16 protein-coding genes and 1 pseudogene are annotated in these 20042 nt (G+C 72.8%); 10 read left to right on the top strand and 7 right to left on the bottom strand.

From position 1 onward, the window contains the following. Positions 1-6: 6 nt before the first annotated feature. Complete coding sequence (locus VG276_23770; GenBank protein HEV8652323.1) at positions 7-1080, top strand: hypothetical protein; 1074 nt, start codon at positions 7-9, stop codon at positions 1078-1080. Further along, positions 1056-2168 carry a hypothetical protein gene (locus VG276_23765; protein ID HEV8652322.1) on the top strand — a complete coding sequence of 371 codons (1113 nt, stop codon included), beginning with the start codon at positions 1056-1058 and terminating at the stop codon, positions 2166-2168. The genes VG276_23770 and VG276_23765 overlap by 25 nt, the downstream gene beginning before the upstream one ends. 194 nt (positions 2169-2362) lie before the next feature. On the opposite strand, the gene VG276_23760 is transcribed toward VG276_23765, so the two are convergent. After that, positions 2363-4393, bottom strand: coding sequence for an AAA family ATPase (locus VG276_23760; GenBank protein HEV8652321.1), 2031 nt, complete (start codon positions 4391-4393; stop codon positions 2363-2365). A 510-nt stretch (positions 4394-4903) separates the two neighbouring features. Between VG276_23760 and VG276_23755 the strand changes: the two genes are divergently transcribed. Then, a complete protein-coding gene (locus VG276_23755) occupies positions 4904-6406 on the top strand; it encodes an amidohydrolase (protein HEV8652320.1) in 1503 nt (500 codons plus the stop codon). A gap of 66 nt (positions 6407-6472) precedes the next feature. Here the strand turns inward: VG276_23755 and VG276_23750 are convergent, their stop codons facing one another. Beyond that, positions 6473-7840 carry a DUF2252 domain-containing protein gene (locus VG276_23750; GenBank protein HEV8652319.1) on the bottom strand — a complete coding sequence of 456 codons (1368 nt, stop codon included), beginning with the start codon at positions 7838-7840 and terminating at the stop codon, positions 6473-6475. A 172-nt stretch (positions 7841-8012) separates the two neighbouring features. On the opposite strand from VG276_23750, the pseudogene VG276_23745 reads away from it, so the two are divergent. From VG276_23745 to VG276_23735, 3 genes and pseudogenes are all read left to right on the top strand, one after another. Next, positions 8013-8515: pseudogene (locus VG276_23745) on the top strand (PTS sorbitol transporter subunit IIB). Between the two features lie 42 nt (positions 8516-8557). After that, positions 8558-8929, top strand: coding sequence for a PTS sorbitol transporter (locus tag VG276_23740; protein ID HEV8652318.1), 372 nt, complete (start codon positions 8558-8560; stop codon positions 8927-8929). Beyond that, positions 8929-9357: a PTS glucitol/sorbitol transporter subunit IIA gene (locus tag VG276_23735; protein ID HEV8652317.1), complete on the top strand. Its 429-nt coding sequence runs from the start codon at positions 8929-8931 to the stop codon at positions 9355-9357. The genes VG276_23740 and VG276_23735 overlap by 1 nt, the downstream gene beginning before the upstream one ends. 50 nt (positions 9358-9407) lie before the next feature. Here the strand turns inward: VG276_23735 and VG276_23730 are convergent, their stop codons facing one another. Then, positions 9408-10127, bottom strand: a complete 720-nt coding sequence (locus VG276_23730; protein ID HEV8652316.1) for an IspD/TarI family cytidylyltransferase — start codon at positions 10125-10127, stop codon at positions 9408-9410. 202 nt (positions 10128-10329) lie between these two features. On the opposite strand from VG276_23730, the gene VG276_23725 reads away from it, so the two are divergent. Beyond that, the gene (locus tag VG276_23725; protein ID HEV8652315.1) at positions 10330-11898 is read left to right on the top strand and encodes an aldehyde dehydrogenase family protein; all 1569 of its coding nucleotides are present in this window, start codon (positions 10330-10332) and stop codon (positions 11896-11898) included. Continuing rightward, a complete protein-coding gene (locus VG276_23720) occupies positions 11895-13445 on the top strand; it encodes an acetyl ornithine aminotransferase family protein (GenBank protein ID HEV8652314.1) in 1551 nt (516 codons plus the stop codon). Before VG276_23725 ends, VG276_23720 begins: the two co-directional genes overlap by 4 nt. 53 nt (positions 13446-13498) lie before the next feature. Here VG276_23720 and VG276_23715 read toward each other — a convergent pair whose 3' ends face one another. Continuing rightward, the gene (locus VG276_23715) at positions 13499-14659 is read right to left on the bottom strand and encodes a DUF1996 domain-containing protein (GenBank protein HEV8652313.1); all 1161 of its coding nucleotides are present in this window, start codon (positions 14657-14659) and stop codon (positions 13499-13501) included. A 259-nt stretch (positions 14660-14918) separates the two neighbouring features. Continuing rightward, positions 14919-15671, bottom strand: coding sequence for a lysylphosphatidylglycerol synthase transmembrane domain-containing protein (locus VG276_23710; protein ID HEV8652312.1), 753 nt, complete (start codon positions 15669-15671; stop codon positions 14919-14921). Between the two features lie 154 nt (positions 15672-15825). Here VG276_23710 and VG276_23705 point away from each other — a divergent pair, with 154 nt between their 5' ends. Together VG276_23705 and VG276_23700 are read left to right on the top strand one after the other, a co-directional pair. Further along, positions 15826-16035 (top strand): hypothetical protein, encoded by a 210-nt coding sequence (locus VG276_23705; protein HEV8652311.1) that lies wholly within the window; start codon positions 15826-15828, stop codon positions 16033-16035. Between the two features lie 273 nt (positions 16036-16308). Further along, entirely contained in the window at positions 16309-17676 is a 1368-nt protein-coding gene (locus VG276_23700) for a pyridoxal phosphate-dependent aminotransferase family protein (GenBank protein ID HEV8652310.1), read from the top strand. A gap of 167 nt (positions 17677-17843) precedes the next feature. Here VG276_23700 and VG276_23695 read toward each other — a convergent pair whose 3' ends face one another. Further along, positions 17844-18344, bottom strand: coding sequence for a response regulator transcription factor (locus VG276_23695; protein HEV8652309.1), 501 nt, complete (start codon positions 18342-18344; stop codon positions 17844-17846). Between the two features lie 32 nt (positions 18345-18376). Beyond that, the coding region (locus VG276_23690; GenBank protein ID HEV8652308.1) for a sensor histidine kinase at positions 18377-20042 on the bottom strand (1666 nt) is incomplete at its 5' end.

Genomic DNA, 20042 nt, shown 5'->3' with positions numbered 1-20042 from the left:
ACCGCCGTGGCACGGCGGCAGGCCTGGTGCCCCCGGTGCGACGAGCTCCGGCCCGCCCGCGCCGGATCGCCCTGCCCGGCCTGCTCGAGCACGCTCCTGCGGCTCCCGTCCGCCGAACGGCGCCCCACCCCGGCCGGCTGGTGGGACGCTGCCACCGGCCGCTTGCGCGCCCTGCTGCCGGCCGCCCGGACCCTCGCCGCCGGGCTCGCGGTCGTCGCCGTGGTCGCTGGCGCGTTCGCGGCCGGCCGCGTCACCCGGACGACCCCGTCGGCCGGTCCGGTGGCGTCCAGCCCGACCGAGACGACCGGCGACGACCTTGGCCCGGCGACCCGCGGCGACCTGACCTACGGATGGCCCAGCCCGGAGCGGAACCAGCTCAGCCTGACGCTGCAGCGCATCCAGGTCCGGGAGCGGGGCAGCACCCTGACCGTCAGGGTGGACGGGCTGGCTGACGGCGAGACGGTCATGGGCCTGCGGGGCGTCAGCGTCACCGACAAGGACGGCGGGCAGCTCCTCCGTGGGGGGCCGGTCGGCTTCGCCCCCGCCAGCGACGACGGGCGCGGCGGCCCAGAGGCCGAGGTGCTCGTCCGCAGCCCCGTGGATCGCCTGGCCGCCGTGGCCGCCGTGACCGTCCAGGACATCTTCGTGACCAACCGGGTCCTCGAGGAGGCCGAGGGCACGCTCGTCCACCCCGGGCTGCGGCCCTCCGACGAGTCCATCGAGGTGATGGTCCCCCCGGCGACCTGCCGGGGCTGCGGCGTGAAGGTGCGCTGCAGGAACTGCCCGACCATGGCGGTGGCCGCGTCCGACTACCGCCGCCGCGACGTGGTCATCCTGCTCACCCCGAAGGGCCCCCTGACCCGGTCGGTCCTCAGCGGCGGGCCCCAGGTGACGATCGCCAACGCCCTCACCGACATCCAGCCGACGGTCAGCAGCGGGCCCGACGGCACCACCGCGGTCCGCTTCGATGGGGCCTCGCTGGCCGCCGACAGCCCCGGACGCTACAAGTTCATGGTCAGCGTCCAGGGCCACCTGGAACGCGAGGTCAGCGGACCGTGGCGTATGAGTGGCCCGCCGTGACCGGCTGGTGCCCCCGCTGCGACGCGGTCCGCGAGCGCGCGACCGCCTGCCCGGTCTGCGGCACCCTCCTGGCCGTGCTGGACCCGGCGCCCCCCGTCCCGGCCCCCGCCCCGCGGCACGACATGGCCCCGGTCGAGCCACCGCCGGCCCCGCCCCGCACCCGGGCCGCGCTGGTCCTGGCCGCCGTGGTGCTGGCCGGCATCGCGTTCGTGGCCGGCCGGGCCGGCGGGCAGGCAGCCCGGCCGGCCGAGCAGGCAGCCACCACCCGCCCCACCCCCACCACGACCCCGGCCGAGCCGGCCAACCAGCGCCGCCGGCTCGGGTGGTCGGCCTCGCGGGACGGGATCACGCTGACCGCCGTCGCGATCGAGCGCGGGCAGGAGCCGGGCGAGGAGGAGACCACCGGCCAGCTCGCCCTGCGCATCGACGGCCTCGCCCATGGCCAGCGGGTGCTGGCCTTCGCCGACCTGCGGCTGCGCGACACCGCTGGCGGGCTGTTCGCCAGCCCCGACCGCAACGAGCTGGCCGGCACCGACGGGGCCGAGACCTTCCCGACCAGCGACGACGGGCGCTCCTACATGGTACTGCTCGGACCCACCCCGCCGGCCTCGCAGCTCGCCACCATCGAGGTGGGCGGCCTGGTCGTCGGCAGGATCGAGGAGACCGAGATCCGGCTGGACACGCCCACGCCATGGCCCGCCCGCGCCGAGCCGGTCTCCCTCGGTCAGGACGCCGTCGAGATCCGGCCCGGCCCTTCCCTCAACGGCCGGCTCCGGCTCGAGGTGACCGCCGCCTTCGTGGGCGCCGGCCGCGCGACCGCCGTGGTCGCGGTCAAGCCGACCGAGCAGGGCCAGTCCGTCACCGGCATCCTGCCGGTCACGGCCGAGCTGCGAGCTGGCGGCCGGACCCTGTGCCGGCAGACCGAGATGGTGAGCGGCATCCAGACCCTGCCCGGGCCCGGCCTGGTGGTGAGCTGCCGGACCGCCCCGACCGACCGGCTCACCGTCCGCCTGGGCACCGGCGTCCAGGCCATCCCGCTGCAGGCCACCCTCGCCCAGCCCGGTGCCACCACCACGACCGTCGGCTGACCCGGCCCACTACGGCCGTCGGCTGACCCGGCCCACCACGACCGTCGGCTGGACCCGGCCCACCACGACCGTCGGCTGGACCCGGCCACGGTGGCCCGGAGACCCGGCCCACCGTGGCCGGAGACGAGCGAGCGCGCCGGCTCGCGGCGCGCTCGGACCCAGATTCCCGGCGGGCGCTCAGCCGCCCGGGGCGGTCACCACTCGAAGTCCCGGCCCGACGACGACCGGTCGGCGACCGGCGGGACAGACGGCCCGGACGGCGGCGGCGCGGGCGCGGGCGGACGCGGCGCGGGTACCATTGGCTCCCGCTCCTCGGGCTTCTCCCTGCGGTTGGCCTCCACCAGCATGGGCGCGTGCCAGCTCTCGCCGACCAGCTCGAGCACCGGACGGAACGACGGGGTGGCCCGGGCGACCGCCTTGGCCTGCATCAGCTCCTCGATCTCCTCGCCGCCGACCTCGTCCTTCTCGAGCAGCTTCTCGGCCAGCGCCCGCATGGCCGGCTCGTTGCGGCGCAGCAGCTCGACCGCCTCCTGCTTGCAGGACGCCAGCAGCTCTCCCATCGCCTTGCGGTTGTCGGGGTTGGAGAGGATCGCGCTCATCGGGCCGCCCGCGTACGGGTTCTCGTTCAGCACCCCATAGGAGATCAGGCTGTCGCCCATGCCCAGCATGCCCAGCATGATCGCGGCCCGGTAGGTCGCCATCTGGAGGTCGGAGGAGGGCCCGCCGGTAGTGTCGCCGAACCAGATCTCCTCGGCGGCCAGGCCGCCCAGCGACACCACGATGTCGCGCCGCATGTCCTCGCGCAGCTCGGTGTGCCGCTCCTCGAGCGGCGTCCGGTAGACCACGCCCAGGGTGTCGCGCCGCTTGATGATCGAGGCGACCTGGATCTGGTCGTCCAGCTCCAGGATGTAGCCGAGCACCGCGTGGCCGGCCTCGTGGAACGCGGTCATCTGGCGGTCGCGAGCAGAGGTCTTCGTCGGCTCCTTCAGGCCGATCTCCTCGGTCACCTTCGCCGTCCACAGGTCGTTGAAGTTCAGCTTCTCGCGCCCGTCCACCAGCGCGAAGATCAGCGCCTCGTTGACCAGGTTCTTGATCTGCGCGGGCGAGAACCCGTAGGTCGCCCGGGCCAGCCGGGCCACGTCCACCGAGTCGTGCTGCACCTTGGCCAGGTAGTACCCCAGGATGTCCTCGCGGCCGGAGCCCGACGGCAGGCCCACGTGCAGCTTGCGGTCGAACCGGCCCGGCCGCAGCAGCGCCGGGTCCAGCGTCGAGGCCTGGTTGGTGGCCCCGATCACCATCACGTTGTACTGCGGGATCTTCGGCTTGCCGAGGCGCAGGATGCGCCGCACGTGGCGCATCAGCCCCTTGGGCATCACCATGCCGTCCATCTGGATCAGCAGCTCGTTGACGTACATGCCGCCCATGCCGCCCATGCCGCCGGGCGCCATGATGAACCGCAGCGGGCCCCGCACCGGCGGCGCGTCGGCCATCGCCTGCGACACCGCGCCCCGCGAGCCGCCGACCGCGTCCAGCTCGTCGAGGAAGATGACCGACCCGCCGTGCTTGCTGGACAGCCGGCGGGCCTTCCGGAACAGGCTGGCAATCCGCAGGTTGCCGATGCCCATGAACATGTTGTTGAAGCTCGTGCCCGACGCGTAGACGAACGGCACCTTGGCCGAGCCGGCGATCGCCTTGCCGAGCAGCGTCTTGCCGGTGCCAGGCGGCCCCTCGAACAAGATCCCGTGGGGCGGGTACCCGCCGGCCTCCCGGAACTTCTTGAACCCCTGGAACAGGGTGAGGGCTTCCTTGGTCGACTCCACGATCTCGGGCTGGCCACGGACGTCGTCGAAGGTGACGTCGTACTCGCGCGGGTAGATGACGTAGGTGCGCCCGCGCGACAGGAACCAGAACAGGCCCGCGAACTGCACGATCATGAACATCATCAGCATGATGATCGTGAGGAGGAAGCTGACGATCGCGAACGGCAGCGCCCTGGTGGTCGCCCACAGGTCGAAGTCGGGCGCGTACTGGTTGTTGCTCTTGATCAGGAAGGTTCGGTACTCGGGCGGGATCCGGGGGTCGCCGCCGAGGATGCCCCACCAGTCCAGGCCCCGGTTCGACTTGTACATCCAGTACAGGATCGGGAGCGAGATGATGTAGAGCACGGCGGTCCAGATCAGGATCCTCAACGTCTTCTTCAAGACGTAGCGCACAGGTGGTGACAAGAGAGCCGCCTTCCTGACCCGATGCGGGCCGTCTATCCTGCCAGCAAGTATGCTCCCCGGCTTTCTTGACCGCTACACCGGTCGGCCCCGCTCCCGACCACCGGGTCCCCGACCGCCCGAGTCCCAACCCCCGGCTCCGAACCCCCGGCTCCCAACCGCCAGGCTCCCAAACTCCCCGGCTCCGAACCCCCCGGCTCCCGACTGCCCGGGTCCGAACCCCCGGTCCGAACCCCGGCTCCCGACCGCCAGGCTCCCGACCGCCAGGCTCCCGACCCCGGCTCCCAACCGCCCGGTTCCCGACAGGCGGTGGTACCCGCCTCGCCGGTTCCGTAGACTGCGCCAGTACCGGTCGGCTCGTTCGCCCGACATGCCCGCTGCCCGTCGTGCCGGACACTGGCGGGCGGCCTCGCCTCGAGGAGGTGCTCTCTGCCCGGGCTCGCGCTCGTCGCCCGCACCGTCTGGGGTACGACGGGAACGACCGATGCGCTGGGCCGCCGCCACGACCTCGCCGTGGGGGTGGTGGACGGGCAGATCGCCGACGTGGTCCCGGCCGCCGAGGTGGCCGGCCTGCGCGCTGACCGGGTCGTCGACCTCGGCGACGTCACGCTGCTGCCCGGGTTCGTGGACGCCCACGTCCACCTGACCCCGACCGGCCTCGCGGTCGGTGGCGCCGACCTGCGCGGGGCAGGGTCAGCGGCCGAGCTGCTTGGCCGGGTGCGGGTGGCCGCGGCGGCGTCGTCGTCCGGGGTGGTGTGGGGCGACGGCTTCGACGAGACCACGTTCCGGCCCGAAGGCCTGCCGAGCCCCGACGCGCTGGCCGAGGCGGCCGCGGGCCGACCGGTGTACCTGTCGCGGGTGGACGGCCACCAGGGCCTGGCCACCCTCGACCTGCTGGCCGAGTCCGACGCCGTGGAGGCGGTCGGCTGCGAGCGGGACCCCGACGGCAGGCTGACCGGGGTGGTGCGCCATCACGCCAACCATCTGGCCCGCCGTCACGCGCTCGGGGCGTTGCCGGCGCAGGCGGTGGTGGCCGCCCAGGACCGGGCGCTGAGGCTCGCGGCCAGGCACGGGGTCACCTCGGTGCACGAGATGGGCGGGCCCGACGTGACCGGCCGGCGCGACTTCGAGCTGCTGCTGAACCGGCTGGAGTCGCTGCCGGTGGAGGTGGTGCCCTACTGGGGCGACCTCGACCTCGACTACGTGGCCGAGCGCAAGCTGGGCCAGGTGGGCGGGGACCTGTTCCTGGACGGTTCGCTCGGGTCGCACACCGCGGCGCTGTCGTCGCCCTACGAGGACGCCCCGGAGACCACCGGCACGCTCTACGTCGACGATGCCGACCTGGCCGACCTCTACGTGCGGGCGACGCTGGCCGGGGTCCAGGTCGGGGTGCACGCGATCGGGGACGTGGCCATCGGGCAGGCGTTGCGCTGCGCCCGGCGGGCGGCCAAGGCGGTCGGGCGGGGCCCGTTCGCGGCCTGCCGGCACCGGATCGAGCACGCCGAGCTGCTCGGGGCCGACGGTGCCGACCGCATGGCCGAGCTGGGTCTGGCCGCGAGCGTGCAGCCGGCGTTCGACGCGGCCTGGGGCGGGCCGGAGGGGATGTATGTGCGCCGGCTCGGGCCACGGCGGGCCAAGAGCATGAACCCGCTGGCCGAGCTGTGGCGGCGGGGGGTGCCCACCGGCGGGGGATCCGACTCGTGCGTGACCCCGCTCGACCCGTGGCACGGGGTGGCCGCCTGCGTCCACCACCACCGCGCCCACCAGCGCCTCGGGCTGCCCGTCGCGCTCGAGCTGTTCACCTTGGGCGGGCGCGTGCTGGCCCGCCAGGAGCGGCTCACCGGGCGGATCCAGCCCGGGCAGCGCGCCGACCTCACCGCCTTCCCGGGCGACGTGCTCGCCGGCGACCCGCGCAAGCAGACCTGCACCGACGCCGTGCTCACTCTGGTCGCCGGCCGGCTGGTGCACGGCCCGGCCGCGGCGGCGGTGCAGACCGCCGAGCACGCCGCCCCCTGACCAGAGCGCCGGCCAGGTAGTCCGGGTGACCGCCTGGAGGCGTCCAAGCACCTCGGAGACGGACCACTAGAGACCGTGCTCGGCGGGGAGCCGTCCGGACTTGGTGGCCCGGAGGAGCGCCTGGTGGTCGGCTTCGGTCTGGTCGGCGTAGGCGCGGGCGAAGCGTGCGAACGCCCGGTCGACGGTGTCGCCCTTGCCGAGGTAGCCGGACAGCACCGTGGCGCCGGTCGACCGGGCATGGCTCTTGGCCAGCAGCGTGCCGCAGATCCGGGCGTAGTCCAGGAGCGCCGACCCGTCCAGGCCCTCCACGGTGACCGCGCCCTTCATGTCACGGAACTGGCGGACGTAGTAGTCGCGGTTGTCCACTGTGGTCCAGCCGAGGAGCGGGTCGCTGACGGTCTGCAGCGTCTGCTGGTACTCCACCACCCGCTGCCCCTGATGGGCGTGCCAGGCGGTGTCGCCGTGCACGAAGCGGGCCACGCACGACCGCCTGGCCTGCTTGAGCTGGAGGAAGAGCATGTCGTGGGCGCCGTTTCCCTGCAGCAGCGCGACGAAGGCACGCAGGCCCACCGAGCCCACCCCGACCACCTTGTGGGCGACGTCGACGACCACGTAGTAGCTGAGCACCCGCCGCCAGTGGGGTCGCAAGGTGTCCAGGTAGGCCTCCAGCCCGTCGACGAGCCGGTCGGTCTCCTGCTCCGACACGTGCATGACCACGGGCGGCTGGTCGACGATGCGGCGCACGCCGGCGCGCTCGCGGGTCAGCTTGGGCAGCGCCCGGTCGCTGGTCCGGCCACGGGCCAGGTTCGCGGCCCGCTCGATCTCTCCCCGCAGCGACCAGTCGGCCATCTCCTGCTGCATCCGGTCGATGTCCAGCCGGTCGAACGACCGGGTCAGCAGCGGCTGGCCGGCCAGCCGGCGGATCTGCCGGCGGTACGCCGCAGCACACCACAGTGCCGCGTCCTCGCAGGTGCCCTCCGCCAGGCTGTTCTGCCGGCCGGCCACCCACACGCTGGTGGTCAGCCGCCACAGGTCCCATTCCCACGGGCCGGGATGGGCCTCGTCGAAGTCGTTGAGGTCGAACACCAGGTTCCGCTCTGGCGAGGCGTAGAACCCGAAGTTGCCCAGATGGGCGTCGCCACAGATGACCGGCTCCACCCCCGTGGACGGCAGGCCCGCGAAGTCCTCGGCCATCAGGGCGGCCGAGCCGCGCAGGAACGCGTACGGCGACGCCACCATCCGCCCGACCCGCAAGGGGACCAACCGTTCCAGACGGCCCGCATGCAGCTCCTCGATGAGGTCGATCGGGTCGGGCCGGTGCTCCGCGGGCCGCCAGCGGCCCAGGGCACCACGCTTGACCCGGTCCCGCAACGCCCGCCCCGCGGCGTAGCGCTCGTCCTGCGTCGGCAACGGGGTGCGCAGCTCGTCCGCCATCAGACCTCCCGACACCGCGCCGTCATCGGACAGCCCGCCGGATCGTTGCGACAACCATTCCTGGTGCATGCGGACACGGTCAAGCAGCGGCTCATGGTGCGCCGTTCCTGCTCGCTGCCGATGGTCGTGGCGAGGGGCGGGCAGCCGGGACGGCTCTGGGGGGCTGTCGGCCGTCGGCGGGATCGTCGGCGCGCTCTACCAGGCGGGCCGGGAAACGATCGACGTGGTGATCCGCAACGTCCTGCCGTTCATCGCCTTCATCTCGCTCATCATCGGCTTCATCCTCGCCACGGGGATCGGCAAGTTCATCGCCGACCGGCTGTCGCCGCTCGCCTCCAGCCTGCCCGGGCTGCTGGTCATCTCCCTGGTCTGCGCGCTGCCCGTGCTGTCCCCGCTGCTCGGGCCCGGCGCGGTGATCGCCCAGATCGTCGGCACCCTGCTCGGCGTGCAGATCGGCCAGGGCAAGATCCCGCTGCAGTACTCGCTGCCGGCCCTGTTCGCGATCACCCGCAGGTCGGCTGCGACTTCATCCCGGTCGGGCTCGCCCTCGGGGAGGCCGAGCCGGAGACGGTTGAGGTGGGCGTGCCCGCGGTACTGTTCTCCCGGCTCGTGACCGGGCCGGCAGCCGTGATCATCGCCTACCTCGCCAGCTTCGGCCTGTATTCCGGCAGGTAGGCGTCTGAGAAACGGCGCCTGAGAAACAAGGAGGTTCCCACGATGGCGGAGTACAAGGCGGTCAGGGTCGAGGCTGGCCGGGGCGGGTGGGGTGGCCCGCTCACCATCAAGCCGACCGCGGAGCGGCCGCTGATCTACTCGGTGACCGGCGGCGGGATCCACCCGGTGGCCCAGAGGATCGCCGAGCTGACCGGCGGTGAGCCCTTCGACGGCTTCAAGAGCTCAGCTCCTTTCGACAAGATCGCCGTGGCGGTCATCGACTGTGGAGGCACCGCCCGGGTCGGGGTCTACCCCATGAAGAAGGTGCCAACGGTTGACGTGCACGCCACCTCGCCGGCCGGCCCCCTTGCCCAGTTCATCAAGGAGGACATCTTCGTCTCCGGCGTCAAGCTGGACAACGTGAAGGAAGTCTGATGACCCCTCTGCCGACCCGCTACGTGACCACGGTCACCAGGGTCGGCGAGCAGGTGCCCGAATTCGTCGAGCAGGGCATCCTCATCCTGTTCGCCGAGGGCGCTCCCGAGGAGCTGCATTTCTTCTCCGTGCTGCACCAGCCGGAGCAGACGACGGGCGGCGTGCGCCCTGGCGACGTCATCCACATCGACGACCACGCCCTGCGGGTGACCGCGGTCGGCCACGTGGCCAACGACAACCTGGTCAACCTCGGCCACATCGACCTGAAGGCCAACGGCGCCGACGACGCGCCCCTGCCCGGCGACGTGTGCGTGGAGGCGGTGCCGCTGCCCAAGGTGCGGCCGGGCACCAGGTTGGTGATCGAGGGGGTGGAGACCGACGCGGCCGCCGGCGAGGCAGCCGAGGCGGCCAGCAAGTCTGGAAGGTGATGAATGTGAGCCTCTCGACCCGACACGAGCACGTGCTCCATGTCCTCACCTCATGGCCTTTCCCCAGCGAGCAGCCGCTCGGCGACGAAGAGGTCGTGTGCGTATGTGACTTTGAGGTTGCGCGGGTGCCCGGGCACGACCGACACGGCGAGATCGCTGTAGCGCTCGACGCATGCGGCAGTGTCGGTCCCGACGAAGCCGTCGCGTGCCGCCGCCTCGTGCGCGGCCAGCAGGGGAGCACCTCGGAAGGCCTGGGGCGTCTGCATGGAGACCAGGTCGTCGTACGGGGGACCGGACAGAAGCCCGGCCGCATCGACGTCCAGCACCCCCTCGACCGGGAGACCGGGCACGGCCGCGCCGGTCCGCAGAGCGGCCGCGAGCACGTCCTGGGCCATGCGCAAGGGCGTCAGAGGCCGAGCGGCGTCATGGATGAGGACGATGTCGACCTCCCCGCGGCGGATCGTGTCGGCGAGGTGCAGCAGCGCCCGGAACTCCGAGTCGTGGCGGGTGGCGCCTCCGAGCACCACGTCGACCGGCATCCCGGCGTACTCCCGGTCGAGTACCTCCGCGGCCAGCTCGACGTCGTCGGCACGCACCACCAGCACCAGCCGGCCGATGCCGGACACCCTCTGCAACAGCTCGAGCGACCAGACGACGATGCGGCGACCGGCCAAGGGCAGGTACGCCTTGTTGCGGCTGTTGCCGACCCTGGTTCCCGTGCCCGCGGCCAGCACCACGCCGGCATGCACCGCGCCTGGCTGTCGTCTCATGGAGGAATATTGCCACCCTCCGCTGCCTGAGGGCAGGGGATTCCCGGTTGGCTGTCCGGGTGGTTCGCGGAAGAGGTGCGCCGAAACCCGGGCTCCCGGGGAAGCCCCGGGCTCAAGGGGAAGCCCCGGCTCAAGGGGAAGCCCAGGCTCCAGGGACGTACGTACACTCGGGCGACCACCACCCAACGAAGGGAGCCACGTCATGGCCAAGTCCAAGTTCCGCGTCACCTACGCGACCCTGTCGGCCGACAACGAGGACCTGCATGCCGCCTACGACGAGGGCGTGCGGACGGCGCGCGGCTGGCTGGGGGCGACGTTCCCGGTGTACGTGAACGGGGAGGCGCGCACCGACGGTCCCACGTTCGACGTGGTCAGCCCGAACGACGCCGGGCTGCGGCTCGGCACCTTCCACGAGGCGACCGGGCGCGACGTGGACGACGCGGTGGCCGCGGCGAAGGCGGCGTTCCCCGCCTGGTCGCGGACGCCGTGGCAGGAGCGCGTGGCGCTGCTGCGCCGGGCCGCCGACCTGATCAGCGAGCGCTCCAACGAGCTGGCGGCGCTGATGTCGATGGAGGTGGGCAAGAACCGGCTGGAGGCGCTCGGGGACGTGGAGGAGTCGGCCGACCTGATCCGCTACTACTGCGACCAGCTCGAGGCCAACGACGGGTTCGACCGGAATATGGGGCAGCTGTCGGCCAGCGAGCAGACCCGCAGCGTGCTGCGGCCCTACGGGGTGTGGGCGGTGATCAGCCCGTTCAACTTCCCGATGGCGCTGGCCGCGGGCCCGGCCGGTGGCGCGCTGGTGGCGGGGAACACGGTGGTGCTCAAGCCGTCGCCGCAGGGGTCGTTCACCGGGATGAAGCTGTACGAGTGCCTGCGTGACGCCGGGCTGCCGGCGGGCGCGTTCCACTGCCTGCCGGGTGGCGACGACGTGGGCAAGGCCGTCGTGGCCCACGAGGGCGTCGACGGGATCACCTTCACCGGCTCCTACGAGGTCGGGATGACGATCTACAAGCAGTTCTCCAAGGGCTACCCGCGCCCGGCCGTGTGCGAGATGGGCGGCAAGAACCCGGCCATCGTGTCGGCCAAGGCCGACCTGGACCTGGCCGCCGACGGGGTGATGCGGTCGGCGTTCGGGTTCTCCGGGCAGAAGTGCTCGGCCTGCTCGCGGGTGTACGTGGAGCGGGCGGTGGCCGGCGAGTTCACCGACAAGCTGGCCGACCGGGCCGCGAAGGTGGCCGTGGGCGACCCGGTCGACCGGGCCGTGTACATGGGGCCGGTCATCGACGCCGAGGCGGTGCAGCGGTTCGAGCAGGCCGTCAAGGAAGCCCGCGAGCAGGGCCGGGTGCTGGCCGGCGGGGAGGTGCTCCGGGGTGGGGGGCTGCCCGAGGGCAACTACGTCGCCCCGACGGTGGTCACCGACCTGCCCGCCGACCACCGGTTGTTCAAGGAGGAGCTGTTCGTGCCGCTCGTGGCCGTCAGCCCGGTCGACTCCCTGGACGAGGCGCTGGACCTCGCCAACGACACCGAGTACGGGCTGACGGCCGGGTTCTACTCGAGCGACGACGCCGAGGTGCGGCGCTTCCTGGACGAGATCGAGGCCGGGGTGGTGTACGTCAACCGGCGGGCCGGGGCGACCACCGGCGCGTGGCCGGGCGTGCAGCCGTTCGGGGGCTGGAAGGGCTCGGGCAGTTCGGGCAAGGCGGGCGGCGGCCTGTACTACGTGCAGCAGTTCCTTCGGGAGCAGTCGCAGACGGTGGTGTCGTCATGAGCGAGGCCCGGACCCTGACCGGGGCCAAGCCCGACGGCGGGGGCGGGTCCGGGCCCGACGGCGGGGGCGTGGCCGCAGCGGCCGCCCGTCCTGCCGACCAGGCCTCGCGCGTTTCAGGCAGCGAGGGCTCGCGCGCTTCAGGCAGCGGGGCCTCGCGCGCTTCACGCCACGGCGCGTGGCTGGACCCGGCCCGGCCCGTGCCCGACGTGCGCACCGCGCTGCCCGGGCCGGAGGCGCGGCGGGTACTGGAGCGCGATGCCCGGGTGACCAGCCCGTCGCTGCCCCGCGCCTACCCGATGGCGCCCAGGCGGGGCCTGGGCGCGGTGGTCGAGGACGTCGACGGCAACCTGTTCCTGGACTTCAACGCCGGCATCGCGGTGACCTCGACCGGGCACGCCCATCCCCGGGTGGTGGAGGCGGTCCGCAGGCAGGCCGGGGAGCTGCTGCACTACTCGGCGAGCGACTTCTACCTGCCGATCTACTCCGAGATGTGCGAAGCGCTGGCGGCGACCGCCCCGATCTCGGGGCCGGTGCGCACCTTCCTGACCAACTCCGGCACCGAGGCGGTCGAAGGCGCGTTGAAGCTGGCCCGGGCGGCGACCGGCCGGCCCTACGCGATCTCGTTCCTGGGCGCCTTCCACGGGCGCACCTACGGGTCGGTGAGCCTGACCGCGTCCAAGGCCAAGTACCACGCCGGGTTCGGGCCGCTGCTGCCGGGGGTCATCCACGCGCCCTATGCCTACTGCCACCGCTGCCCGATCAACCTGACCTGGCCGGCCTGCGACAACGCCACCGTCGACCACCTGGAGCAGGTGGTGTTCAAGTACGAGGTGGACCCGTCGGAGGTGGCCGCGGTGTTCGTCGAGCCGATCCAGGGGGAGGGCGGCTACGTGGTCCCCCCGCCCGGGTGGCTCGAGAAGCTCAAGGAGGTCTGCGACCGGCACGGCATCCTGTTCGTCGCCGACGAGGTGCAGTCGGGCATGGGACGCACCGGGCGGATGTGGGCGGTCGAGCACACGGGGGTCGAGCCGGACATGGTCGTCTCGGCCAAAGGGCTCGCCTCCGGTCTGCCGCTGGGCGCGTTCATGGCCCGCGCCGAGCTGATGGAGCGCTGGTCGGCGGGGGCGCACGGCTCCACCTACGGCGGCAGCCCGGTGCCGTGTGCTGCCGGGCTGGCGACCCTGGAGGTGCTGCGCGAGGAGCGGCTGCTCGACAACGCCACCGCCCAGGGGGAGCTGCTGCTGGCCGGGCTCAACCTGATCCGCCGCCGGCTGCCCTGGCTGGTCGAGGACGTGCGTGGCGTGGGCCTGATGATCGGGGTGGAGCTCCCCGACGCCCGGCTCGCCGAGGAGGTCGCTGTGGCCGCGTTCCGGCGCGGCCTGCTGGTGCTCGAGGCGGGCGAGAGCGCGGTGCGCATGTCGCCCCCGCTGGTCGTGACCGAGGAGCAGTGCCACACCGCGCTACGCCTGTTCGGCCAGGCGGTCGACGAGGTGGCCGCCGGCCGCGCGCCCGACTCGGCACCCCCGGCGACACCGGTGGGCAGCTGACCGGTCGTGCCAGGCGGAGCAACGTGCGGTTCAGGGTCCTCGGGCGTCGCCGATCAGTGCTTCGCTCGTCGCCGCGCCCCGACCAGGGTGGCCGCGCCAAGGCCGAGAAGGCCGACTGCGAGCACCAGCAGGGCGCTCGTCCGCACGCCGGTGAACGGCAGGCCGCCTGAGCTCGTGAACAGCAGGCCGCCTGAGCCTGTCGAGGTCGTCGCCCCGAGGACCTGCCCGGAGGACGCCGAGCTCCCTGTGCTCGACGTCGCCGCGGCGACCATGGAACCGTGCGGCGTGGTCGTGCTCGGGCTGAGCGCCGTGCTCGCGCCGAGGCTGGAGGTCGGGCTCGAGGACGTCGGGCTCGAGGTGGTGCCGCCGCTTCCGGTGAAGGTGCCGCAGCTCTTGCCGGCGTTCAGGCAGGTGTCGACGAGGGTCTGCAGCTTGGCCTGGTCCCAGGTGTTCCAGAAGTCCGCGTGGATGGTGAAGGTCGGGCCGGAGGAGAGCATGGTCATGCCGGTGGAGGCGCCGACGGGGTACTCGGTGCGCAGGATGAGGCGCGGCAGCGCACGCCCGAAGCCCGGCGGGCACTTCCCGCCCGACGGGTAGCGCAGGTGCGGCGTGTCGTCCGCGTGGGTCAGCACTCCGTCCCAGCAGTTGGGGAACCCGACGTGCAGGGCGACGATCCCGGTCGGGCAGGACGCCGGTGGCGCGACGGCCTTGCCGCTGCCGGAGTTGTCCGAGCAGCCCCAGTAGATCTCGCGGCCGAGCTTGGGGTTCTCGCTCGGGCTCTTGGCGCGCGAGTTGCCCGCGACCATGCGCAGGTCGGGCGGGAACGGCTCGATGTGGGTGCCGGCGGCGAGGTTGTTGGCCCGGAAGTAGACCTGCTCACGGACGCCCTGCCCGGCCGGGCTGACCCTCACGCCGTTGCGGAGCAGGGCCGGCGTCCAGTAGCCGGCGGTGTCGCCCGCCGGGCAGGTGGTGCCGCCCGCGCGCATCGACTGGTAGGTCGACGTCGCGTCGATGGAGGTGTTGCCGAAGAAGTCGTGAAGGTGGCTCATCCCGCGCATGCCGGGATGGACGATCGGGTCGTCTGGCAGCGACCGGGCCAGCCCACACTTGAGCAGCCACCCGCTGGACGCGGCCTGGGAGGGGGCCGGGATCGCCAGGAGCGTGCCGAGCACGACGACAGACAGAAGCAGAACGCGCCAGAGCGTTCGCATCATGCAACTCCTTTGGGGGAGGGAGCCGGATGCAGGAGGGGGACCGGTAGACGGGTGCCATGTGGGGGCACAGCACCCGGGAGGCGGCTGGAGTCGGGGAGCGGGTCACGTGACGATAACAAGGCGATAACGGCAAGAGCAAACCGAGCCGTCGAAGCCGCTCTTTCACCCAGATCCGATCTGGGCGAAAAGCGTCTCCCGGCCGCTTCCTCCGGCGATGGCACTAGCAACGGGATGGCGTGGGGGACCACGGCATGTGGGGTCAGAGGGCCCCGTTGCGGCGGAGCGTGTGGAAGGCCGCGACGCCCGCGACGATCGGGAGCCAGTAGGTGACGAGGCGAAACGACAGGACACCGGCAATGGCCGCGCCGCCGGGTACGTCGAGACGGGTCAGCGCGGCGACGAGCGCGGCCTCGACCGCGCCGAGCCCGCCCGGGGTGGGGCTGGCCGCCCCGATCGCTGCGCCTGCCAGGTAGGCGGCGGCGACGTAGAGCAGCGGCGGGTGCGCCCCGAAGGCGCGCAGGGCAAACGACAGGGCGAGCACGTAGCCGGCGGTGACGCCGGCGGCGCCGGCGAACACCAACGTGGCCTGCCTGGGGCGCTGGAACACGGCGAGGAGGCTTCGTGCCGCCTGCCGGGCCTGGGGCAGCAGGCGCCGGCCGACCGGCGACCAGAAGACCAGCCCGAGGAGCGTGGTGACAGCGACGATGGCGACGAGCAGGCCCCACCGGCGCGGCAGGCGGATGGGCTGGATGTCGGCATCGCTCAGGAGGGCGGCCGCGGAGGCGAGCGCCAGGGCGTGGACGACGAACCCGGCGGCAGTGGTCAGCGCCACCGCCGCCATCGCCTCCGGTCGCCGCAGGCCTGACCGTTCCAGGTAGCGGACGTTGGTGGCGACCCCCCCGATGCCGCCGGGCGCGAGCCGGTTGGCCACCGAGGAGGCGAGCTGAACCAGGATGGTGCGCCCGAGCGGCAGCGGGCGGCCGGACGCGCCGATGACCGCCGCGGCGGCCATCACGGCTGGGCGGCGCCCAACGGAGGGAAGCCACGACCATCCAGTCGACAGCGTCACAGCCACCTTGACCCGGCCCGGCTCATGCTGCGCTACTGGCGGCAGGACAGGACGCTCCGCCGGCTCGCCGGCGGGCCCCACGCCAAGAGAGGTACCCATGGCGGAGCCGCTCGTCAGGGAGACGCCCGACTCGTTCAGCTTGACCAAGGTCGGCGCCGACGGGGTGCCGCGTGAGCTGCAAGCGCGGTGGATCAGCGACACGGTCCTCGCCGTCACCGTCTTCGTCGCCACCCAGTACTGCCCGATCCCGCTCGACCGGGCGGAGGCGCGGCGGTTCGCGCGCTGGCTCGCCGGCCAGGTCGGCTGACCGCGCGACCGAGCCGCGCTGACACCGACCCGAGCCCTGGTGACACCGGCCGAGCCCCGCGGCACCGGCCGAGCCCGGTGACACCGGCCCGAGCACGGCGACACCGGCCCGAGCACGGGCCCGGTCCGAGAAGGCGCGCTCGGGCCCATGTACCTGGCCGGGCTGGTCGCGGCGAGCGCGGTTCGTGAACAGTTGGCGCATCTGCTACCGTCTGTCAGGATTAGCGATATTCGTGTGGGCAACGGCGGCCATGCCGAGCAGGCAGGAGGTTTCATGGCAGCGGCTCCGTTCCCGCAGCCCGAGGCCGCGCGACCCGCCGACCCGGATGCGCCGCCCGCCGACCCGGATGCGCCGCCCGTCGACCCTTCCGCCCCTGGGGGCCGAAGGGTCGTCCACGGCCGGACCACCGGCCTCTGGCTCGACCGGTGGCTGGCCGCCTGCGCCGACCTGGCCCGCCTCAAGGCGCGCAACCCCATGCTCGATGCCGTCGTCGCCGAGGTCGACGGGCGGCGCATCCGGGTCGGCGAGCACTGGCTCACCGACTTCGCCTCCTGCAACTACCTCGGGCTGGACCTGGACCGCGAGGTGATCGAGGCCATCCCCGCCTACCTCGACCAGTGGGGCACCCACCCGAGCTGGTCGCGCATGCTGGGCAGCCCGATCCTGTACCAGCAGATCGAGGCCGGCCTCCGCGACCTGCTCGGCACCGAGGACGCACTGCTGCTGCCCACGCTCACCCACATCCACGCCTCGGTCATCCCGGTCCTGGCCAGCGCGGGCACGATCTTCCTGGACGCCCGGGCCCACAAGACGATCTACGACGGCTGCGTGGTCGCCCGCGCGCACGGGGCGACCATCCGCCGCTTCCCCCACGACGACCCCGGCGCGCTCGAGCAGCTGCTGCGCCAGCACCCCGCCCCGCCCCGGCTGATCTGCATGGACGGCGTCAACTCGATGACCGGCAACCCCCCGGAGCTGGCCAGGTTCGCCCACCTGGCCCGCGCCTACGACGCCCTGCTCTACGTCGACGACGCCCACGGGTTCGGGGTGGTCGGCGAGCGTGCCGGCGACGAGCCGTGCCCGTACGGGCGGCGCGGCAACGGCGTGGTGCGCCACCTGGGCGAGAGCTACGACAACGTCGTGCTGACCGGCGGGTTCTCCAAGGCGTACTCGTCGCTGCTGGCATTCGTGGCCTGCCCGACCGAGCTGAAGGACCTGCTGAAGATCGCCGCTCCGCCGTACCTGTACTCCGGGCCGTCCCCGGTTGCCTCGCTGGCCAGCGCGCTGGTCGGCCTCGAGGTCAACGCCCGGCGCGGGGACGACCTGCGCGCGGAGCTGTACGCCAGGACCCGCAGGGTCCTCGACCACCTGGACGCGCTGGGAGCCACGACCCTCAACCGCTCGGGCTTCCCGATCATCGAGGTGCCGTTGGCCGACCCGGACGACCTCGACGCGGCGGGCGCGCTCCTGTTCGAGCGGGGGATCTATGCGACGCTGGCGTTCTACCCGGGGGTGCCCCGCCACGAGGTCGGCTTCCGCCTGCAGGTCACCGCGGCCAACACCGACGAGCAGGTGACCAGCCTGCTCGGCGTGCTCGACGAGCTGGCCGAGCGGTTCCCGCTCCAGGCCCCGGCCTGGTGACCCGGTCAGGCCTGGTGACCCGGTCAGGGGTCACCAGGCGGCGGCGCCCGGGAGCCGCGCCGGTCGCAGCGGCATCCGCAGCGGTGCCCGGACCTCATCCGCAGAGGACCGTCGGAGACTCAGCCGCGGCGGTGCCCGGACCTCATCGGCGGCGGGCCGTCGGAGACTCAGCCGCCGCTGGCGACCTGCCGGACGGCGGCGGCGATCGCCGCTGCGGGGGCATCCTTGGAAAGGAAGCGGCTCGCTCCGGCCGCCCTGGCCGTGTCCTTGAGGTCCTGGTCGTCGAAGGCGCTGATCACGACGACCCGAGTGTCGGGAAGGTCCCGGGTGATGATGGCGGTAGCGGCGATCCCGTCGAGGATGGGCATGCGGATGTCCATCACGACGACGTCGGGTCGGAGCCGCCGCGCCAGCACCACGCCTTCCGCCCCGTGGCTGGCCTCCCCGACCACCGTGAACCCGGCGTCCTCGAGCAGGGCCCGGATCTCACGGCGGATGCTGGAGATGTCGTCGACCACCAGCACTCGAGACGCCAGTGGCGCCACGTCAGCCGGCCAGCCAGCCGACGTGGCCGGGGCGGGGACGCCGCCGAGGCGGCCAGCCTCACGGCCGTCAGCGCGGCTGGCGCGCGCGGTGTCGTCGGGTCGGTCCAGCAAGCTCAAGCTCACGTGAGGCTCCTGGGGTGATGGTGCATCCGCGATCAGGGCTCCAGGACGGAAGAGGTGAACTGCGGGGCCAGCGCGACGTGGATGCAGGTCCCCTGCCCGGGCTGGGAGTCGAGCTCCAAGCGCCCGGCGCCGAGCTCCACCCGTTCCCGCATGCCGGCCAGGCCGTAGTGGCCGTCTTCGAGCAGCTGCGCCGCCGTCGCGGGGTCGAAGCCGATCCCGTCGTCACGGACCGTGAGGTCCACGGTGTGCTGGTTGGCGGCCAGGCGGACCCAGACGTTGCTGGCTTGGGCGTGCTTGGCCACATTGGTCAAGGCCTCCTGCACCACCCGGTACACGATGGTCTCCACCTCCGGCGCCGGGCGCTCGTCGACGTGGGCGTCGACGTTGACGTTGACCTTGCTCTGCCGCGCGAAGCTGTCCCCGTGGAGCTTGAGGGCGCCGGCCAGGCCGTGCTGGTCGAGGGCGGGTGGGCGCAGCTCGGCCAGCAGGTGGCGCAGGGTGCGGGTCACGGTGGCCAGCGCCTCCTGCTGCTGGCTGAGCAGCTCGCTCGCGACGTCGAGGTTCTGGGTCTGGAGCCGTCGACCGACCCGCTCCAGCCCGTAGCTCATGGCGGTGAGCTCTTGCACCGGCCCGTCGTGGAGCTCGGCAGCCAGCCGCTGGCGCTCCTGCTGGGTGGCGGTGAGGATCCTGCCCACTGCCCGCTCGCGCTCCTGCTGGCGGGCTGCCTGGTCGGCGGCCTGGCCCGCCAGCGCGGTCATGCGCGCGGTCAGCAGGACGAACAGCACGACCGAGCCGGCCGCGTTGACGCCGACGTCCAGTGGCTGATGGCGGGCGGACTGGATCACCAGCATCGCCGGGGCCATGAGCGTGGCGGCCGTGAGCAGCGCACGCCGGCTGCCGGTCAGCCGCGGCGGCGCCGGCGGGGTAGGCTCCGACAGCGACCGCATCGACGGGTGCAGGGCGGCTGCGCCCAGCCCGGCGTAGAAGACGATCCAGATGAGGTCAAGGGCGCCGCCGGGGACCCAGCCGACCGTGAGCTGGCTCAGCCCGTACACGGTGTCCCCGATCAGCAGGGCCGCCAGGCCGGCGGTGAGCAACCGGAAGGCGGTGGTGCTCTGGGTGCCGGCACGCCACAGGCGCACCGCCACCGCCAGCAGCAGGACGTCCTCAAGCGGGTAGCCGATCGAGACCAGCCGCTGCAGCAGGGTCAGGTCGGGCGCCCTGACGTAGGGGACCATCAGGAAGACCCACGTCAGCAGGCCGACACCGGTGGCGATGATGACCGCGTCGATCAGGCTGGTGCGGTCGCGGCCCGGGGTCCGGGCCCGGATCAGCAGCAGCAGACCGGCCGCCAGCAGCGGGAAGAAGGCCAGGTAGACGGGGTCGGCCACCGACGGGAACGGCGCCTCGGTCCGCAGCACCCACTCGTAGCCGTTGTTGATCGTGTCCCCGGCGCTGAACATGAACAGACCGGCCGCCAGCAGGTGCCAGGCCAGCGGCTGGCGGGGCCGGTAGATGCGGACACCGACGACCACGGCGACAACAGACGACATGCCAGCCGCCGTGTAGCAGGCCGCCTTGGGCGGCGACGGCGGCAACAGGAAGTAGCCGAGGGTGAACACCGCCTCGGCGGCAAGGAACACGCGCATCGATTTCGGGATCACGCTAGCGTTATCGGCCGGTCCGGCCGCAACCTTT

The organism is Actinomycetes bacterium, assembly GCA_036000965.1.
GTDB lineage: Bacteria > Actinomycetota > CALGFH01 > CALGFH01 > CALGFH01 > DASYUT01.
The sequence above is the reverse complement of the archived record's forward strand: the minus strand, read 5'-3'. Positions and strand labels throughout refer to the sequence as shown.